This is a genomic window from Lysinibacillus sp. OL1 (assembly GCF_004332175.1).
Taxonomy (GTDB): Bacteria; Bacillota; Bacilli; order Bacillales_A; family Planococcaceae; genus Lysinibacillus; species Lysinibacillus capsici.
On record NZ_SJDS01000010.1, the window covers coordinates 1 to 16,966 of the forward strand.

General features: G+C 36.4%; 13 protein-coding genes. 6 read left to right on the forward strand and 7 right to left on the reverse strand.

Annotated features, from left to right (window positions below; genetic code table 11):
* Positions 1-401: 401 nt before the first annotated feature.
* From EW028_RS16965 to dnaA, 7 genes are all read right to left on the reverse strand, one after another.
* Positions 402-1,481 (reverse strand): HD-GYP domain-containing protein, encoded by a 1,080-nt coding sequence (locus EW028_RS16965; protein WP_131521710.1) that lies wholly within the window; start codon positions 1,479-1,481, stop codon positions 402-404.
* Between the two features lie 141 nt (positions 1,482-1,622).
* Positions 1,623-4,088 carry a DNA gyrase subunit A gene (gyrA, locus tag EW028_RS16970; protein WP_131521711.1) on the reverse strand — a complete coding sequence of 822 codons (2,466 nt, stop codon included), beginning with the start codon at positions 4,086-4,088 and terminating at the stop codon, positions 1,623-1,625.
* Between the two features lie 25 nt (positions 4,089-4,113).
* Complete coding sequence (gene gyrB / locus EW028_RS16975; RefSeq protein ID WP_131521712.1) at positions 4,114-6,048, reverse strand: DNA topoisomerase (ATP-hydrolyzing) subunit B; 1,935 nt, start codon at positions 6,046-6,048, stop codon at positions 4,114-4,116.
* A 93-nt stretch (positions 6,049-6,141) separates the two neighbouring features.
* Complete coding sequence (recF, locus tag EW028_RS16980) at positions 6,142-7,257, reverse strand: DNA replication/repair protein RecF (RefSeq protein WP_131521713.1); 1,116 nt, start codon at positions 7,255-7,257, stop codon at positions 6,142-6,144.
* 3 nt (positions 7,258-7,260) lie between these two features.
* The gene (gene yaaA, locus EW028_RS16985; RefSeq protein ID WP_131521714.1) at positions 7,261-7,485 is read right to left on the reverse strand and encodes a S4 domain-containing protein YaaA; all 225 of its coding nucleotides are present in this window, start codon (positions 7,483-7,485) and stop codon (positions 7,261-7,263) included.
* 113 nt (positions 7,486-7,598) lie between these two features.
* A complete protein-coding gene (gene dnaN / locus EW028_RS16990) occupies positions 7,599-8,735 on the reverse strand; it encodes a DNA polymerase III subunit beta (RefSeq protein WP_131521715.1) in 1,137 nt (378 codons plus the stop codon).
* A 169-nt stretch (positions 8,736-8,904) separates the two neighbouring features.
* Positions 8,905-10,299, reverse strand: coding sequence for a chromosomal replication initiator protein DnaA (dnaA, locus tag EW028_RS16995; protein ID WP_369700628.1), 1,395 nt, complete (start codon positions 10,297-10,299; stop codon positions 8,905-8,907).
* Between the two features lie 546 nt (positions 10,300-10,845).
* On the opposite strand from dnaA, the gene rpmH reads away from it, so the two are divergent.
* The 6 genes from rpmH (at position 10,846) to mnmG (ending at position 16,921) form a co-directional block, all read left to right on the forward strand.
* Entirely contained in the window at positions 10,846-10,980 is a 135-nt protein-coding gene (gene rpmH / locus EW028_RS17000) for a 50S ribosomal protein L34 (protein ID WP_004233310.1), read from the forward strand.
* 100 nt (positions 10,981-11,080) lie between these two features.
* Complete coding sequence (rnpA, locus tag EW028_RS17005; RefSeq protein WP_048395204.1) at positions 11,081-11,425, forward strand: ribonuclease P protein component; 345 nt, start codon at positions 11,081-11,083, stop codon at positions 11,423-11,425.
* 374 nt (positions 11,426-11,799) lie between these two features.
* Positions 11,800-12,570: a membrane protein insertase YidC gene (yidC, locus tag EW028_RS17010; RefSeq protein ID WP_025115704.1), complete on the forward strand. Its 771-nt coding sequence runs from the start codon at positions 11,800-11,802 to the stop codon at positions 12,568-12,570.
* Positions 12,567-13,370 carry an RNA-binding cell elongation regulator Jag/EloR gene (jag, locus tag EW028_RS17015; RefSeq protein ID WP_131521716.1) on the forward strand — a complete coding sequence of 268 codons (804 nt, stop codon included), beginning with the start codon at positions 12,567-12,569 and terminating at the stop codon, positions 13,368-13,370. Before yidC ends, jag begins: the two co-directional genes overlap by 4 nt.
* Positions 13,371-13,615: 245 nt before the next feature.
* A complete protein-coding gene (mnmE, locus tag EW028_RS17020) occupies positions 13,616-15,001 on the forward strand; it encodes a tRNA uridine-5-carboxymethylaminomethyl(34) synthesis GTPase MnmE (RefSeq protein ID WP_131521717.1) in 1,386 nt (461 codons plus the stop codon).
* 27 nt (positions 15,002-15,028) lie between these two features.
* Positions 15,029-16,921: a tRNA uridine-5-carboxymethylaminomethyl(34) synthesis enzyme MnmG gene (mnmG, locus tag EW028_RS17025; protein ID WP_131521718.1), complete on the forward strand. Its 1,893-nt coding sequence runs from the start codon at positions 15,029-15,031 to the stop codon at positions 16,919-16,921.
* Positions 16,922-16,966 lie beyond the last annotated feature (45 nt).

Consider the following 16,966-nt stretch of genomic DNA (forward strand, 5'->3'; position numbering starts at 1 on the left):
TGATTAGCTCAAATTGTTTTGCTGGCATCATGTTTGATGTCCAAAATTGTGTTTCGTTCACTAGCAAAACTAGCTACTTAAAACTTTATTGATTACGTTTTGCTTGTTCAGTTTTCAAGGTTCATGTTCTTTATTTCGTCGTCATCTCTTGGCGACTCATTTATAATATCAAGATTCTAAAACAAAGTCAACACTTTCTCCAAAAATATTTTAATACAATATATATAAATGTTTCAAAACACAATTATGGTTAAAATGCTCACTATTTAATTGATTAATATTGCGAAGTGTTTCTAAAATATCACCTATTTATAAAAGCAAAATATAGCACTTTGCGTAGAGTACATCTCTTACCTTAAAAAAATAGGCAAACTACATAATATAGTTTGCCTGTCTATCTATTAATTAGTTATGATACGTGAAATATAAAAGCTGCGATTTTTCCCTAAATCAAAAATTTCCCCTGAATGAATTAATTTAATAAGTGGTCGTGTTGGGGCAAATTTATTTACAAACATTACTTCTCCACGTTCTAAATTAGAAAGTTCTACAATTGTACCTATCGGTAGATCTGCAACAATATCAATTAACGCACGTACAACTTTAATATCAAATTTACCAAACTCAGATTCATTAATCATTTCTATTACTTTAAATGAAGATTGCTTCGTTCTATATACTCGTTCACATGTCATAGCATGAAAAACGTCTGCAACAGCAATGATTTGTGCAAATATAGAAATATTAGCGATCTTTTCGTTCTTCGGATATCCACTACCATTTAAACGTTCATGGTGTTGAAAGATTGCTTCTTTCATTGTTTCTTTTAAAATGGTCAAATCTTTCACCATACTATGGCTATAAATCGGATGTTTATAAATCTCATCATATTCTTGCTCTGTTAATGGTGTCTTCTTATCCCTGATACGCGGATGTACTTTAGCCATACCACAATCAGCCAATAAACCACCGATGGCTACTTGAATAGTAGTTCCTCTATCATAACTAAGTTTTTGAGCAATAACTGAGGCAATCAAACCAGTTGCTACACAATGATGATACAGGTAGTCTTTAGGATTTGAATACTCATTTAAATCAAAAATAATAGTACGGTCTTCTAGTACCATCTCTACTAAAGGTAAAATAATTGTTCTGGCCTTTGCAATATCTACCTTAGCTCCCGCTTCCCAGTTTTTAAATTCTTTTTTAAACTGTTCAACAGAATGATTATAGATTTTCCTGAAAGTTGGAATTTCTTCTATTGTAACTTCGACATCGCTCTCATTCTTTTCTACACGAATATCATTTTCACTTTTGTAAACGGGGACGGTGAAAATATTAAATGCGTGAAAAACTTGCAAGTGTACATATGAAATCATTGTATCTTTAAAAATAATCGGATACTGTGTATTAGCAAATATATCTTCAGAAATTACCTTGCCAACACCTAGCTCTGAAATTGGAACATGTATAGTTTCCACAGAATGAACACCTCTCCACTATTTCTTGCTTCAAAATAAGGTAATTCCATTTTATCATGGAATTCAAAATAATTACTTATTTTTCATTCTTTACGTAAAAAAACCGATGACGACATTCAATAATGTCATCATCGGATTATATTATTCTTCGACTTCCTCTTCGTCTTCTAAAGATTCTTCCGCTTTTTCCACTTTAGCGACAGTTGCAACCAATTCGTCATCTCCAAGTCGAATTAAACGTACACCTTGCGTACTGCGCCCAATTAATGAAATATCATTCACATCCATACGGATAAGCATACCATTAATAGTTATAAGCATTAAATCCTCAGAACCATCGACGGTTTTTACAGCCACCATTGGACCATTCTTATCTGTAATCTGGATAGTTTTCAGTCCTACTCCACCACGACTTTGTAAACGATAGTCCTCTTCAGAAGTACGTTTACCATAACCTTTTTCAGTTACTACTAAAATTTCTTGCCCTGGTTCAACAATCTCCATACCAACTACTTCATCACCATCTCGTAGCTTAATGCCTCGAACACCACCAGCTGTACGGCCCATAGATCGAATGTCGTCTTCTTGGAAACGAACGAGCATACCATCGCGAGTACCAATAATCACTTGTTTCTCTCCATCTGTAAGACGTACCGAAATAAGATCGTCGTCTTCTCTCAAGCTGATTGCGATTAAACCATTTGTTCGGATGTTAGCAAATTGTGATACAGGGGTACGTTTTGTAATACCTGTTTTTGTGGTAAAGATAAAGTAAGCATCTTCATCAAACGACGCAACACGAATCATAGCTGTTACTTTTTCGCCTTTTTCTATATTAAGCAAGTTTACGATTGGTAACCCTTTAGCAGTACGACCGAACTCAGGAATTTCATATCCTTTTGCTCTAAATACTTTACCTTTAGACGTGAAGAATAAAATTGTATCGTGGGTAGAAGTATTCATTAGATGCTCTACAAAGTCGTCTTCATTTGTACCCATTCCTTGTACACCACGACCACCACGCTTTTGACTACGATATGTATTCGCAGCTAAACGCTTGATATAGCCATTATGTGTTAAAGTAACAACTGAGTTTTCAACAGGAATTAAATCCTCATCCTCAATCATTTCAATTCCACCTGATGTAATCTCAGTACGGCGCGTATCATTAAAACGTTCTTTCAACTCTAAGATTTCAGTACGAATAATATCTACAATTTTCTCTTCATCTGCTAATATTGCCTTTAATTCAGCTATAAGAACTTGAAGCTCTTGATATTCTGCTTCAATTTTTTCACGTTCTAAGCCACTTAATCGAACGAGGCGCATATCTAAAATAGCTTGAGCCTGACGCTCCGATAAGCTAAAGCGTTCCATTAATTGAGGTTTTGCTTCTTCACCACTACGTGAACCACGTATAATAGCGATTATTTCATCAATATGATCGAGTGCGATTCGTAAGCCCTCTAAAATGTGAGCGCGGTCTTCAGCTTTTCGAAGATCAAACTCTGTACGACGACGAATAATTACTTTTTGGTGTTCTAAATAATGGTATAGCATTTCTTTTAAGCCTAATACTTTAGGCTGACCATTTACTAAAGATAGCATATTGATACCGAAGCTAGATTGCATAGCTGTTTGTTTATATAAATTATTTAGTACAACATTAGCATTTGCATCTTTACGAACTTCAATCACTACACGCATACCACGACGGTCTGATTCATCACGTAAATTTGTGATTCCATCTATTTTTTTATCACGTACAAGCTCTGCAATTTTTTCAATGAGCTTAGCCTTATTCACTTGGTAAGGCAATTCATGAATAAGAATTGTTTCCTTACCATTTGCTTTTTGCTCAATTTCCACTTTCGCCCGGATGATAATGGAACCTCGACCAGTTTCATAGGCTCTACGAATACCACTACGTCCTAAAATTAATCCTCCAGTGGGAAAATCAGGACCAGGAATGATTTCCATCAGCTCTTCAGTCGTAATGGCTGGATTTTCAGAAAGTGCTATAACAGCATCAATTGTTTCGCCCAATTGATGTGGTGGAATATTTGTTGCCATACCTACAGCAATCCCTGCAGCACCGTTGACTAAAAGATTTGGATAGCGACTTGGTAAAACTATTGGTTCTTTTTCTGATCCATCATAGTTGTCTGTATAGTCAATTGTATCTTTATTAATATCACGGAGCATTTCCATTGCTATTTTAGACATACGTGATTCTGTATAACGCATGGCTGCTGCGCCATCACCATCAACAGAACCGAAGTTTCCGTGACCATCAACAAGCATATAGCGATAGCTAAAATCTTGTGCCATACGTACCATTGCATCATAGATGGAAGAGTCACCATGTGGATGATACTTACCCATGACATCCCCAACGATACGCGCTGACTTTTTGTAGGCTTTATCTGCTGTATTACCTAATTCCTGCATCCCATATAAAATACGACGATGAACTGGTTTTAATCCATCACGTACATCAGGTAATGCACGTGATACAATTACACTCATTGCATAATCAAGAAAGGATGTTTCAATTTCTTCTGTGATATTAACTCCTTTAACACCGGAGCGTTCTTGTTCTGACAAAGTGTAGACCTCCTCTCAAGAAAAATTAGATATCTAAATTAGCGTATACGGCATTTTCCTCTATAAATTGACGACGAGGTTCAACTTCATCGCCCATTAAACGTTCAAATGCTTGGTTTGCTTTAATTGCATCATCTAATTCTACTTGTAATAATGTGCGGTACTCAGGATCCATTGTTGTTTCCCAAAGCTGCTCAGCGTTCATTTCACCAAGACCTTTATAACGCTGCACATTTGGCTTTGGCATTTTTGGTAGCCGTTCTAAAATTTCTTTTAATGTCTCTTCATCATAGCAATACTCAATATGTTTACCTTGTTTCACTTGATAAAGTGGTGGCTGTGCAATATAAATATAGCCTGCTTCTATAAGTGGTCGAAGGAAACGGAAGAAGAATGTTAAAAGTAATGTACGAATATGTGCCCCATCGACATCGGCATCTGTCATGATAATGATTTTATGATAACGAGCTTTCTCTAAATTAAACTCCTCACCAATCCCAGTACCAAATGCTGTTATCATCGCACGGATTTCCGCATTCGATAAAATTTTATCTAGTCGAGCTTTCTCAACGTTAAGGATTTTACCACGTAAAGGTAAAATTGCTTGGAAGTGTCGATCACGTCCAGATTTAGCCGAACCGCCGGCAGAATCACCCTCAACAATATAAATTTCACAATCAGCTGGGTTAGTAGAAGAACAATCTGCTAATTTACCTGGTAAGCTTGATACTTCGAGCGCATTTTTACGACGAGTAAACTCACGTGCTTTTTTCGCAGCTACACGAGCACGGGCTGCCATCAGTCCTTTTTCCACAATCTTTCGTGCAACCGTTGGATTTTCTAGCATAAAACGCTCAAAGCCATCTGAGAACAAAGAATTGGTAATTTGACTTACTTCTGAATTCCCTAACTTTGTTTTTGTTTGTCCTTCAAATTGCGGATCTGGGTGTTTAACAGAAACGATAGCTGTTAACCCTTCTCGTACATCCTCACCTGTAAGATTAGCGTCAGATTCTTTTAGTAATCCACTTTTTCGTGCATAGTCATTAATAACGCGTGTAAGGGCTGTTTTAAACCCTGACTCATGTGTACCGCCCTCATACGTATTAATGTTATTGGCAAATGAAAAAATATTAGAAGAGAATCCAGCGTTATATTGCATAGCAATTTCTACTGTGATACCATCCTTCTCTCCAAGAACATCAATTGGATCATGGATTGGCTCTTTAGATTGATTTAAATGTTCAACATAAGAACGAATACCACCTTCATAGTGGTATGTTGTTGAGCGAATCTCTTCTTCACGTTCATCAGCAATCGTAATCTTAATACCACGATTTAAATAAGCCAATTCTCTAATACGATGAGCTAAAATATCATATTCATAAACAGTTGTTTCTTTAAATATTTCTGGGTCAGCTTTAAAACGCGTTGTTGTACCATTATGATCTGTATCACCGATAACTGTTAACTCTTGAACTGTTTTTCCACGTTCAAATTTTATTTCATGGATATGACCTTCACGATGTACTTGGACAATTGTTTCAACAGAAAGTGCATTTACTACTGATGCTCCAACTCCATGAAGCCCTCCAGAAACTTTATAGCCTCCACCGCCAAATTTACCACCAGCATGTAAAACAGTCATAATAACTTCAACAGCTGGCTTACCCATTTTTTCTTGAATACTGACGGGAATACCACGACCGTTATCTTCTACACGAATCCAGTTTTCTTTTTCAATTGTTACTTTGATATCTGTACAAAATCCTGCAAGTGCTTCATCGATACTATTATCAACAATTTCCCATACTAAATGGTGAAGCCCTTTAGAGCTAGTTGAACCGATATACATCCCTGGTCTTTTACGTACTGCTTCTAAACCTTCTAATACCTGTATCTGATCGGCCTCATAAGCTTGGTTTTGTAAACCTTCGTTCTCTATAGCCACGGCTTTCATCTACTCCTTCATAACATCATTGTGTGTAAATGAATGAACAGTCAACCGAGCTGACTATTACCATTCTTTTTGTAATCTAAAAAACTACCCTGGCTAACTTCTTTCAATCGCACCTTGTTTCACGTGGAACAGTTGAGCCTGTTCCATCGTTTCATGATGAATTCCCTCCACACTAGTGGTTGTAACAAAGGTTTGGACTTCACCCTGAATGGTATTTAATAAATGCGATTGGCGATAATCATCGAGTTCCGATAAAACATCATCTAAAAGTAGTATGGGTGTTTCATTTGTTTCTTGTTTAATTAATTCAATTTCAGCAAGCTTTAAAGACAATGCAGTAGTACGCTGCTGTCCTTGTGAACCATAAGTTTGTACATCATAGCCATTCACTAAAAACTGTAAATCATCTCGGTGTGGACCAACTAATGTCACGCCTCTATCAAATTCACGTTCTCTCGCTTCAATTAATTTTTGATGTAAAGTATTTTCAATTTCACTAGTAGAGTGCTCTTTTTCAATACCAGCTACCGTACGATATTTTATAACCAGTGTTTCCTTACCTTGCGATATACCTGCGTGTATGGGTTCCGCCCACTCCTGCAATAAATCCATAAATTGAAATCTTTTACGAATAATTTGGGTAGCAGCGTGAATATATTGTTCATTGTAGACCTCATACATCACATCATTGGACATGGACTTCCCTTGGTTCATTTTTAAAAAATGGTTACGTTGTTTTAAAACTTTTTGAAAGGTTAATAAATCATGTAAATAGACAGGCGAAATTTGCCCAATCTCCATATCAATAAAACGTCGACGTATTTGCGGACTTCCCTTTACAACGTTCAAATCCTCTGGCGCAAACATAACGACATTCATTTGACCAATATAATGACTAAGGCGACTTTGCTCTATATGATTTATCTTGCCCTTTTTACCTTTCTTTGTAATCGTAAGTTCGATCGGTAAAATACCATGCCTTTTTTTAACGGCCCCTTCTATTTTACCATAGTCTGAATCCCAACGTATCAATTCTTTATCGTTCGTTGTTCGATGGGACTTAGCCATTGCTAAAACATAGATGGACTCCATAACATTTGTTTTTCCTTGTGCATTTTCACCAATGAAAACATTAATTTTTGGAGAGAAGTTTAAAGCTAAGGCATCATAGTTACGGTAATTTGTAAGTTTTAATTGCTCAATATACATAATTTATTGTCCAGTTGGTCCTATAATTTGAAAACGACCACATCCAGGAATATTTATAATATCTCCATTACGTAATTTCCGACCTCGACGATCGTCTACTTCTCCATTTACATATACAGCATGTTCTTGTAAAAACCACTTGGCCATTCCACCTGAACTAATGGCATCAGTAATTTTTAAAAGTTGCCCTAACGTGATGAACTCCTCATCAATTTTAATGTCCTGCATAGTGTGTTCCCCTCCGAATACAGACTGTCTATCTCTCTATCATACCTAAAATTACGTCATAAGTAAAAAAAGATAGTCACTATGAGCGACTATCTTAACAGATCTTATATTCTTTAGTAAGTTCGTACAGGTAAAATTAATTGTAAAATAGCATCATCATGAACGGAACGTAAAATAAACGGTCTCATTGCCCCAGTAAATTGAATAACCACGTCTTGTCCATCTATTGCTTTTAATGCTTCCATCATATATTTTGCACTGAATGAGATTTTCAAACCATCCCCTTCTAATGCTTCCACAGGAATTTCTTCTTGTACTTTACCGATTTCAGGGGAATTAGAAGAAACCTCAACTGCTTGGTTATCTAGGATTTCAAAACGGACAACATTATTACGATCTCCTCGTGCAACAAGTGATGCACGGTCAATAGCTTGCAATAATGATTTACCATTAATTGTTACATTTGTTTGATATTCTTCAGGAATTAAACGAGTTGTGTCAGGATAATTTCCTTCCAGTAAGCGAGAGAAGAATAATACATCACCAGTTTTAAATAATACTTGCTGACTTGTAATAACGATTTGGACAAGATTTGTAGAATCTTCAAGTACTTTATTTAATTCATTCAAACTTTTCCCTGGAATTACTACACTATGTTCAACTTCTGGTAAATTTTCGAGTTGTACTTTTCGTCTTGCTAAACGATGACTATCTGTTGCAACACAGATTAATGTTTCATTTTTGATCTGCCAGTTTACACCTGTCAACACGGGTCTACTTTCTGAAGTGGCAACAGCGAATACTGTTTCACGGATAATTGTTTTTAAGAGATCAGCAGGAATAGTAAATTTTTGATCTTCTGTAAGCTCTGGTAATAAAGGATACTCTGCTGCATCTGAGCCAATTAAATGGAATTCCGATTTCCCTGAACGAATATGCGTTTGGAAACCAGGTGTTACTTGTATTTCAACATCGTTTGTTGGTAATTTACGTACGATTTCATTAAACATACGTGCTTGTACAACAATTGAGCCTGTTTCTGTAATGTGAATAATTTGCTGTCCATCTTCCTCTACTGGAATAAATGTTTGAATAGTTATATCTGCATCACTACCAGTTAAGCGGATACCTTCCTCTGTTACGTCAATTTTAATCCCAGTTAAAATCGGAATAGTTGTTTTTGAACTTACTGCTTTCATGACATCATTTAAACCTTCTAATAAACGGTCACGTAAAATATCAAATTTCATTCGTTTTCCCTCACATATTTATATTATTTATTTATATAAAATAAAAAGATATAGTAATAGGTCCTGTGGATTTGTGGATAAGTGTATTTTTATGAATAAAATCAGTCTATCCACATGTAGATAGACTGTGTATAAGTTTGTGTTTAAATAGTTAGTTTGTCCACAGCAATTACTTGCCTAGCATACTACGAATTTGTTTAACATCTTGTTGAAGTTGAACGTCATTTTTCAACATAGAAGATATTTTTTCGTGCGCATGGATGACAGTTGTATGATCACGGCCACCAAATTCTTCGCCAATTTTGGGCAGCGAAAAATCTGTCAACTCGCGTGATAAGTACATAGCGATTTGACGTGGAAAAGCAATTAATTTAGTACGTTTTTTGGCAGCGAAATCTTCCAATCGTATACTAAAATGTTCCCCTACTGCATTTTGAATGTCTAATATTGTCACTGTTCGCGGTTTTGAATTTGGAATGATATCCTTCAATGCCTCGGCAGCTAATGTCGCTGTAATATCTTTGTTTACAAGTGATGAGTAGGCAACGACGCGAATAAGCGCACCTTCAAGCTCCCTAATATTGGAGTCAATCTGGTTCGCAATATAAAGCATTACTTCATTTGGTACCTCTAGACCGTCTGCTTTTGCTTTTTTACGCAAAATAGCGATACGTGTTTCCAAATCGGGTGGCGCAATATCAGTTATTAACCCCCACTCGAAACGTGAACGGAGCCGATCTTCTAAAGTTGGGATCTCCTTAGGAGGTCGGTCACTTGAAATAACAATTTGTTTGGATTCTTCATGTAAAGTATTAAAAGTGTGGAAAAATTCTTCTTGAGTTGATTCTTTTCCAGCAAGGAATTGAATATCATCAATTAGCAGTACATCCACGTTGCGGTACTTATTGCGAAAATCAAGTGCTTTGTTATCACGAATTGAGTTAATAAATTCATTTGTAAATTTCTCGGATGATAAGTACACTACTTTAGCATTTGGATTATGCTCTAATACATAATGACCAATAGCATGCATTAAGTGCGTTTTACCTAGCCCTACTCCCCCATAAATAAAGAATGGATTGTATGCCTTAGCAGGTGCTTCAGCTACAGCTAGCGAAGCTGCATGTGCAAAGCGGTTACCAGAGCCAATAACAAACGTATCAAAAGTATATTTCGGGTTTAACATACCTGGTGAAATATCATGATGTTCATTATTTTTTGCTTGGATAATCGGCGCTGGCAAATCAAAATCGTCCGAATCCTGGTTTTTTTGAACAACAAATTTAATAAGCAAGTCTTCGCCTGTTAGCTCCGTTAATATACCTGTAATCAAATGAATATAATGATTTTCAAGCCAGTCTCGAGCAAACGAATTTGGCGCAGCAATTGTCACAGTGGACCCACTACCATTGTAAGATAGTAACTTCGTAGACTTTAGCCACGTTTCGAAGCTTGGTTTAGAAATTTTTTGTTCAACTTGAGCCAGGACATTGTTCCATAGTTCTTCTAAATGTTCCAAGCTGCTAATCTCCTTTACAGTGTTCAATACAAAAAAAAATCGCATTTATAGAATTGTAAATACGTTCATTTTATAACTCGTCCACATAATCACAAGTTGTGGATAAAAGTTAACCAAAGGCTGTGATGAAAATTATCCACAGCATATTAACAGTTGTGGATAATTAAAATGTTCGTTTTAGTTTTCAACAAAGTGAAGCACAGTAATCGTATCAGAAAAACAAAGCTATTTCAATAGTTTGTGAAACTTATCCACATAGCTTGCAGTTATGCACTTTATAGTTGTCCACAAGCACTGCTTATGTGAGAAACCTGTAGATAAATGTTGTGGATAAAAAATAATGCAAAAAATACTATACACAACTCTGTGTAAAAAAAACAAGTACTCTGTGGATAAATATTTTTTATGTTTATGTAGAAAAATTATTTCTAGTAGAGATCCGAACACTAGGAAATTGAGAAAGAATATATAGATAGTTCGACGGATTAAAAGAAATTTGTGAAATTCATTGACAAAATAACTAGATACTTTATATAATATTCGAGTCTGTATGTTGAAAAATTCAACTCATATCAGGAGGTGTCTATATAAATGAAACGTACTTACCAACCAAAAAAACGTAAGCACAGCAAAGTACACGGTTTCCGCGCACGTATGAGCACGAAAAACGGTCGCAAAGTTCTTGCTGCTCGTCGTCGTAAAGGAAGAAAAGTTTTATCAGCATAAAATAAGTCCACTGAGCCACATCAGTGGTCTTTTTTTTCTTTATTTTTGGTAAACCTAGAAATGAGGATCAAAAGATATTATCTAATAGCAGGTGAAAGAAATGAAAAAACGCCAACGAGTGAAGAAGAATGATGATTTTCAAAAGGTGTTTAAAAAAGGTAAATCTTTCGCTAATCGTCAGTTTGTTGTTTATTTTTTAGTAAAAGAGGGACAAACGGAATTTCGTGTAGGTTTATCAGTTAGTAAGAAGCTTGGGAATGCGGTAACACGCAACCAAGTAAAACGCTATATTCGACAAAGTATTCATGAATTAAAAGATGAGCTAAAGCCGAATATGGATTATGTTATTATCGCCAGACATCCGGCGGCCACTATGGATTTTCATGAAGTGAAACAAAGTTTGCAGCATGTACTACGAATCGCAAAGGTAATGAAAAAAGTGTAATGTATGCAACCAAGTGGTGAAATTACGCCTGTACTGTTAGCAATAGAGTAGATAATATATAATTTTGCATAAAATTATATATAAGGGAATTATACACATGGGGGTATTTAAGGCGGGAGTTTTCGCTTAAAAATATGTAAAATTCACAACTTATCTTAGGAATAAGTGTGTGCAGTTAGAATATTTAGTAGAGTGAATGTTATTGGCATGATAAAATAACTGATAACTTTATCTTCATCTTGGACTCTCAAAAGTGGACTGAAATAAAGATAAGGCTACTGACATTTAACCGATTATGTGATAGGAAACTGTCGGTACAAAAAAGAAGCATATAGAATAAGAAAAAGTGAATAGTAATTGTAGGGGGAAGAAGGTTGAAAAAACAACATTGGGTAATTTTGTCACTAGTATCGGTAGCCTTACTACTTTCTGGTTGTACAGAATTCAATGAACCAATTTCCAAAGATAGCACAGGCTTCTGGAATGAATTCATTGTTTGGCCGTTGGTATCAGCAATAAAATACTTTGCTGATCTACTAGGTACGTATGCATGGGGGATCATTGCCGTAACGATTATTATTCGTTTAGCAATTTTGCCATTGATGATCAAACAAACAAAGAGTTCTAAAAAGATGCAAGAAATTCAACCAAAATTGAAGGAACTGCAAAAGAAGTATGCTTCTAAGGATGCTCAGACACAACAACAATATCAGCAAGAAATGATGAAGTTAATGAGTGAATCTGGAGTAAATCCTCTTGCAGGATGCTTACCAGTAATCATTCAAATGCCAATCTTAATTGGTTTCTATCATGCAATTAGCCGTATGAATGCAACATCAACATTTGATTTAGGGAATTTCTTTATCTTCCCGCTAGCAGATCCTGCACCTGCATTAGCTATTACAGCTGGCTTAATGCAATTTATCGTATTACGTACAGGACCAGCCATGGATAATCCTCAAATGAAAATTATGATGTATATTATGCCATTCATGATTATTGGTTTTGGTATGGCCTTACCAGCTGCATTATCATTATACTGGGTAATCGGAAACATTATTTCGATTTTCCAAAACTTGTACATTTATAAACCTTGGAATAAAGATAAAACACAACCTGCTCAAAATGGAGGGGCTAAAAAGTGAAACAACTTACGCAAATAGGCGCAACAACACAAGAAGCGATCTCATTGGCGTTACAGAAACTTGGCAAAACCCGTGAACAAGTAGATGTTGAAGTTTTACAAGAAGGTAAAAAAGGATTTTTAGGTTTTGGGGCACGTTCTGCAGAGGTACGTGTAACAGTAAAAGAAGTTCAGGTTCCGACAATTGAAAGCGACAATGCGCAATTGCAGGTAGTAACTCAATTATATGAACCAATAGAATTAGATGATGTTGAAACACTAAGTTCACAAGTTTCTGAACAACCAAGTGAAATGGAAGAAGTTCAACAAGTCGTTAAAGAACAAGCTGAGGATGGAGACTCCGCAAATCCAATTGAAGAGGCAAAGGCTTATTTAAGTAGTATCGCTGAACAATTGGCTATTCATGATCTTGAAATTGCTACGACACGCGAAGGGAAATATGTATTATTTCAACTAAAAAGCGAGAAAGCTGCCCTGCTTATAGGGAAACGAGGTCAAACATTAAATTCCTTACAGCAATTAACGCAACTCGTATTAAATAAAAGCGCAAAGCAGTTCTTAATGGTGAAACTAGATGTAGAAAACTATCGCGAGCGTCGACAAGTAGCTTTAGAATTACTTGCGGATCGAATGGCGGATAAAGCATTACGCTTAAATCAACGTGTGGCATTTGAACCAATGCCGTCTTACGAACGGAAGATAATTCATAATCAATTAGCAAATCGTCTAGATCTTGAAACGTATTCAGAAGGTACGGAGCCTAATCGTTATTTAGTAATAGAACCAGTAAAAAATAATTAGATGATTTCACATAATCATACAGACAATATATTTTGAAAGGTCATTTTATCTTTTAGATAAAATGACCTTTTTTAATGAAACATAGCAAATTTTGTCGAAAATAGGATTAGCGAAAAATTGATTTTATCCACATTTGGAAATGATCCTTACTTTAGATTTTGCTGAAAATATGTTAGTCTAAGGTGTTAGTAAGTATTGGTCGGTTTTGATTATCCACATGTGGATAACGTTGAGGAGGTCATTAAATGGAGTTCGATACAATTGCTGCGATATCCACACCGATGGGTGAAGGTGCCATAGCCATCGTTCGTTTAAGCGGAGACGAGGCTGTGACGATTGCAGACAAAATATTCAAATCACCCGGGGGTAAAAGTTTAACAACGAAAGATTCGCACACTATTCATTATGGACATTTAGTCGATCCTAAGTCTAATGAGGTAGTAGAGGAAGTAATGCTATCACTGATGCGTGGGCCAAAAACATTCACACGTGAGGATGTAGTTGAAATAAACTGTCATGGTGGATTAGTTTCAGTCAAACGCGTGTTGCAACTTGCTTTAACAAATGGAGCAAGATTAGCTGAGCCAGGTGAATTCACAAAACGTGCCTTTTTAAATGGACGTATTGATTTATCACAGGCTGAAGCAGTAATGGATTTGATAAGAGCTAAAACAGATCGTGCGATGAATGTGGCGCTGGGTCAAATGGATGGAAAATTATCGAGACTTATTGGTGATTTGCGCCAAGCTTTACTAGAGACATTAGCCCAAGTAGAGGTTAATATAGATTATCCAGAGTATGATGATGTAGAAGAAATGACTGTACCTGTATTAGTAGAGAAATGTACATGGGTAAAAAATGAAATTATAAAACTTTTGCAAACATCTTCTCAAGGAAAAATTTTACGTGAGGGATTATCAACAGTTATTTTAGGACGTCCGAATGTAGGAAAATCTTCACTATTAAATAGCTTAGTACAAGAAAATAAGGCCATAGTGACAGATATTGCAGGGACTACTCGTGATATTATAGAGGAGTACGTCAATGTCCGAGGTGTTCCACTTCGTTTAGTGGATACAGCGGGTATTCGGGAAACAGAAGATATTGTTGAACGAATTGGAGTAGAACGCTCACGGGAAGCTCTTCGTGGAGCTGATTTAATTCTGTTTGTATTAAACTATGCAGATGAATTAACTGCTGAGGATGAGCGTCTATTCGAAACAATTGAAGCGATGGATTACATCGTTATTGTCAATAAAACAGATTTACCGCAAAAAATTGATTTGGCTCGTGTCAAAGAATTAGCTGGTGAGCATCGCATTGTAACAACTTCTCTGCTACAAGAGGAAGGTATTACAGAGCTAGAAGAAGCCATTGCTGCATTGTTCTTTGAGGGACAAATCGAAGCGGGCGATTTAACATATGTTTCAAACGCAAGACACATTGCCCTTCTACACCAAGCACAAGCAACGGTAGAAGATGCAATAGCAGCTGCACAGAACGGTGTACCAGTTGATATGGTACAAATTGATGTAACAAGAACATGGGAAATACTTGGCGAAATCATTGGTGATACTGTTCAAGAAAGCCTCATCAATCAACTATTTTCTCAGTTCTGTTTAGGAAAATAATTTTCAGAAAGAAAGGAAGGTACGAGCATGCCAACAAAATATGAGGCAGGCACGTTTGATGTGATTGTGATTGGTGCTGGTCATGCAGGTTCAGAAGCTGCACATGCCGCAGCTAAAATGGGTGCTAACACATTAATGCTAACAATCAATTTAGATATGATTGCATTTATGCCATGTAATCCATCTATTGGTGGTCCTGCCAAAGGAATTGTCGTACGTGAGATTGACGCTTTAGGAGGCGTCATGGGGAAAGTGATAGATAAAACGCATATTCAAATGCGAATGTTGAATACAGGGAAAGGCCCAGCTGTACGTGCATTGCGCGCTCAAGCGGACAAAGTTTTGTATCAACAAGAAATGAAACGAGTATTAGAGGAAACACCAAACTTAACAATCCATCAAGGAATGGTTGAAGAGTTAATTATTGAGGATGGGGAAGTAAAAGGGGTCATTACACAAATTGGTGCCGTTTATCGTGCTAAAACAGTTGTCGTGACAACAGGTACTTTCCTACGTGGTGAAATCATTATTGGTGATATTAAATATTCAAGTGGACCTAATAACCAACAACCGTCAATTCGCTTAGCTGATAATTTAAAAGAGCTAGGTTTTGATCTAGTTCGATTTAAAACAGGTACACCACCACGTGTGAATAATCGTACAATAAATTATGACAAAACAGAGATTCAACCAGGAGATGATGTTCCACGTGCATTTAGTTTTGAAACAACTGAATTCATCATGGATCAGCTACCTTGCTGGTTAACATACACAAGCCCTGAAACTCATGAAATTATTGAAGCAAATTTACATCTTTCACCGATGTATTCAGGGATGATTAAAGGGACAGGTCCACGTTATTGCCCATCTATTGAAGATAAAGTTGTACGTTTTAATGATAAGCCAAGACACCAAATCTTCTTAGAGCCAGAAGGCCGCAATACACGTGAGGTTTATGTTCAAGGTTTGTCAACAAGCCTACCAGAGCATGTTCAAACACGTTTACTAAAATCTATACCTGGCTTAGAGAATGCGGAAATGATGCGTGCTGGTTATGCTATTGAGTACGATTCAATTGTGCCAACACAATTATGGCCAACTTTAGAAACCAAACGTATTAAAGGCTTATATACAGCAGGTCAAATTAACGGTACATCTGGCTATGAAGAAGCTGCCGCACAAGGCTTAATGGCGGGCATGAATGCTGCTGCTAATGTACTAGGTAAAGAGGAATTAATTTTAAGCCGTTCGGATGCTTATATTGGCGTTTTGATCGATGACCTAGTGACTAAAGGAACAAATGAGCCATATCGTTTATTAACATCTCGTGCAGAGTATCGTTTACTATTACGTCACGATAATGCAGATCTACGATTAGTAGAGTTAGCTTATCATATGGGGATGATTCCACAAGAAAGATATGCTAGTTTCAATGAGAAAAAAGAGCTGATTGAAAATGAAATTGCACGTCTTCGTGAAGTCATTATTAAGCCAAATGAAGCGACACAATCTGTTATTCGCTCTGTTGGTGGTAGTGAATTAAAAGACGGTATTCGTGGTGCAGATCTATTAAAACGCCCTGAAATGCATTATGAGTTAATTGCTTCTTTAATTCCGGCAGAAATCGAATTAGCGGATGAAGTGAAAGAACAAATTGAAATTCAGCTTAAATATGAAGGCTATATCGAAAAAGCATTGCAACAGGTAGAGAAACTACACAAAATGGAAAACAAAAAAATTCCTGAGAATATTGATTACGATGCTATTTCAGGTTTAGCAACAGAAGCGCGTCAAAAATTAAAACAAGTTACACCACTGTCTATTGCGCAAGCCTCTCGTATTTCTGGTGTTAATCCAGCTGATATTTCAATTCTGCTTGTTTATATTGAACAAGGTAAAATTGCGAAAGTAAGCAGCTGATCATCAACAACAGTAAAGTGAATAAGAGGCGGGCATACCATTGTG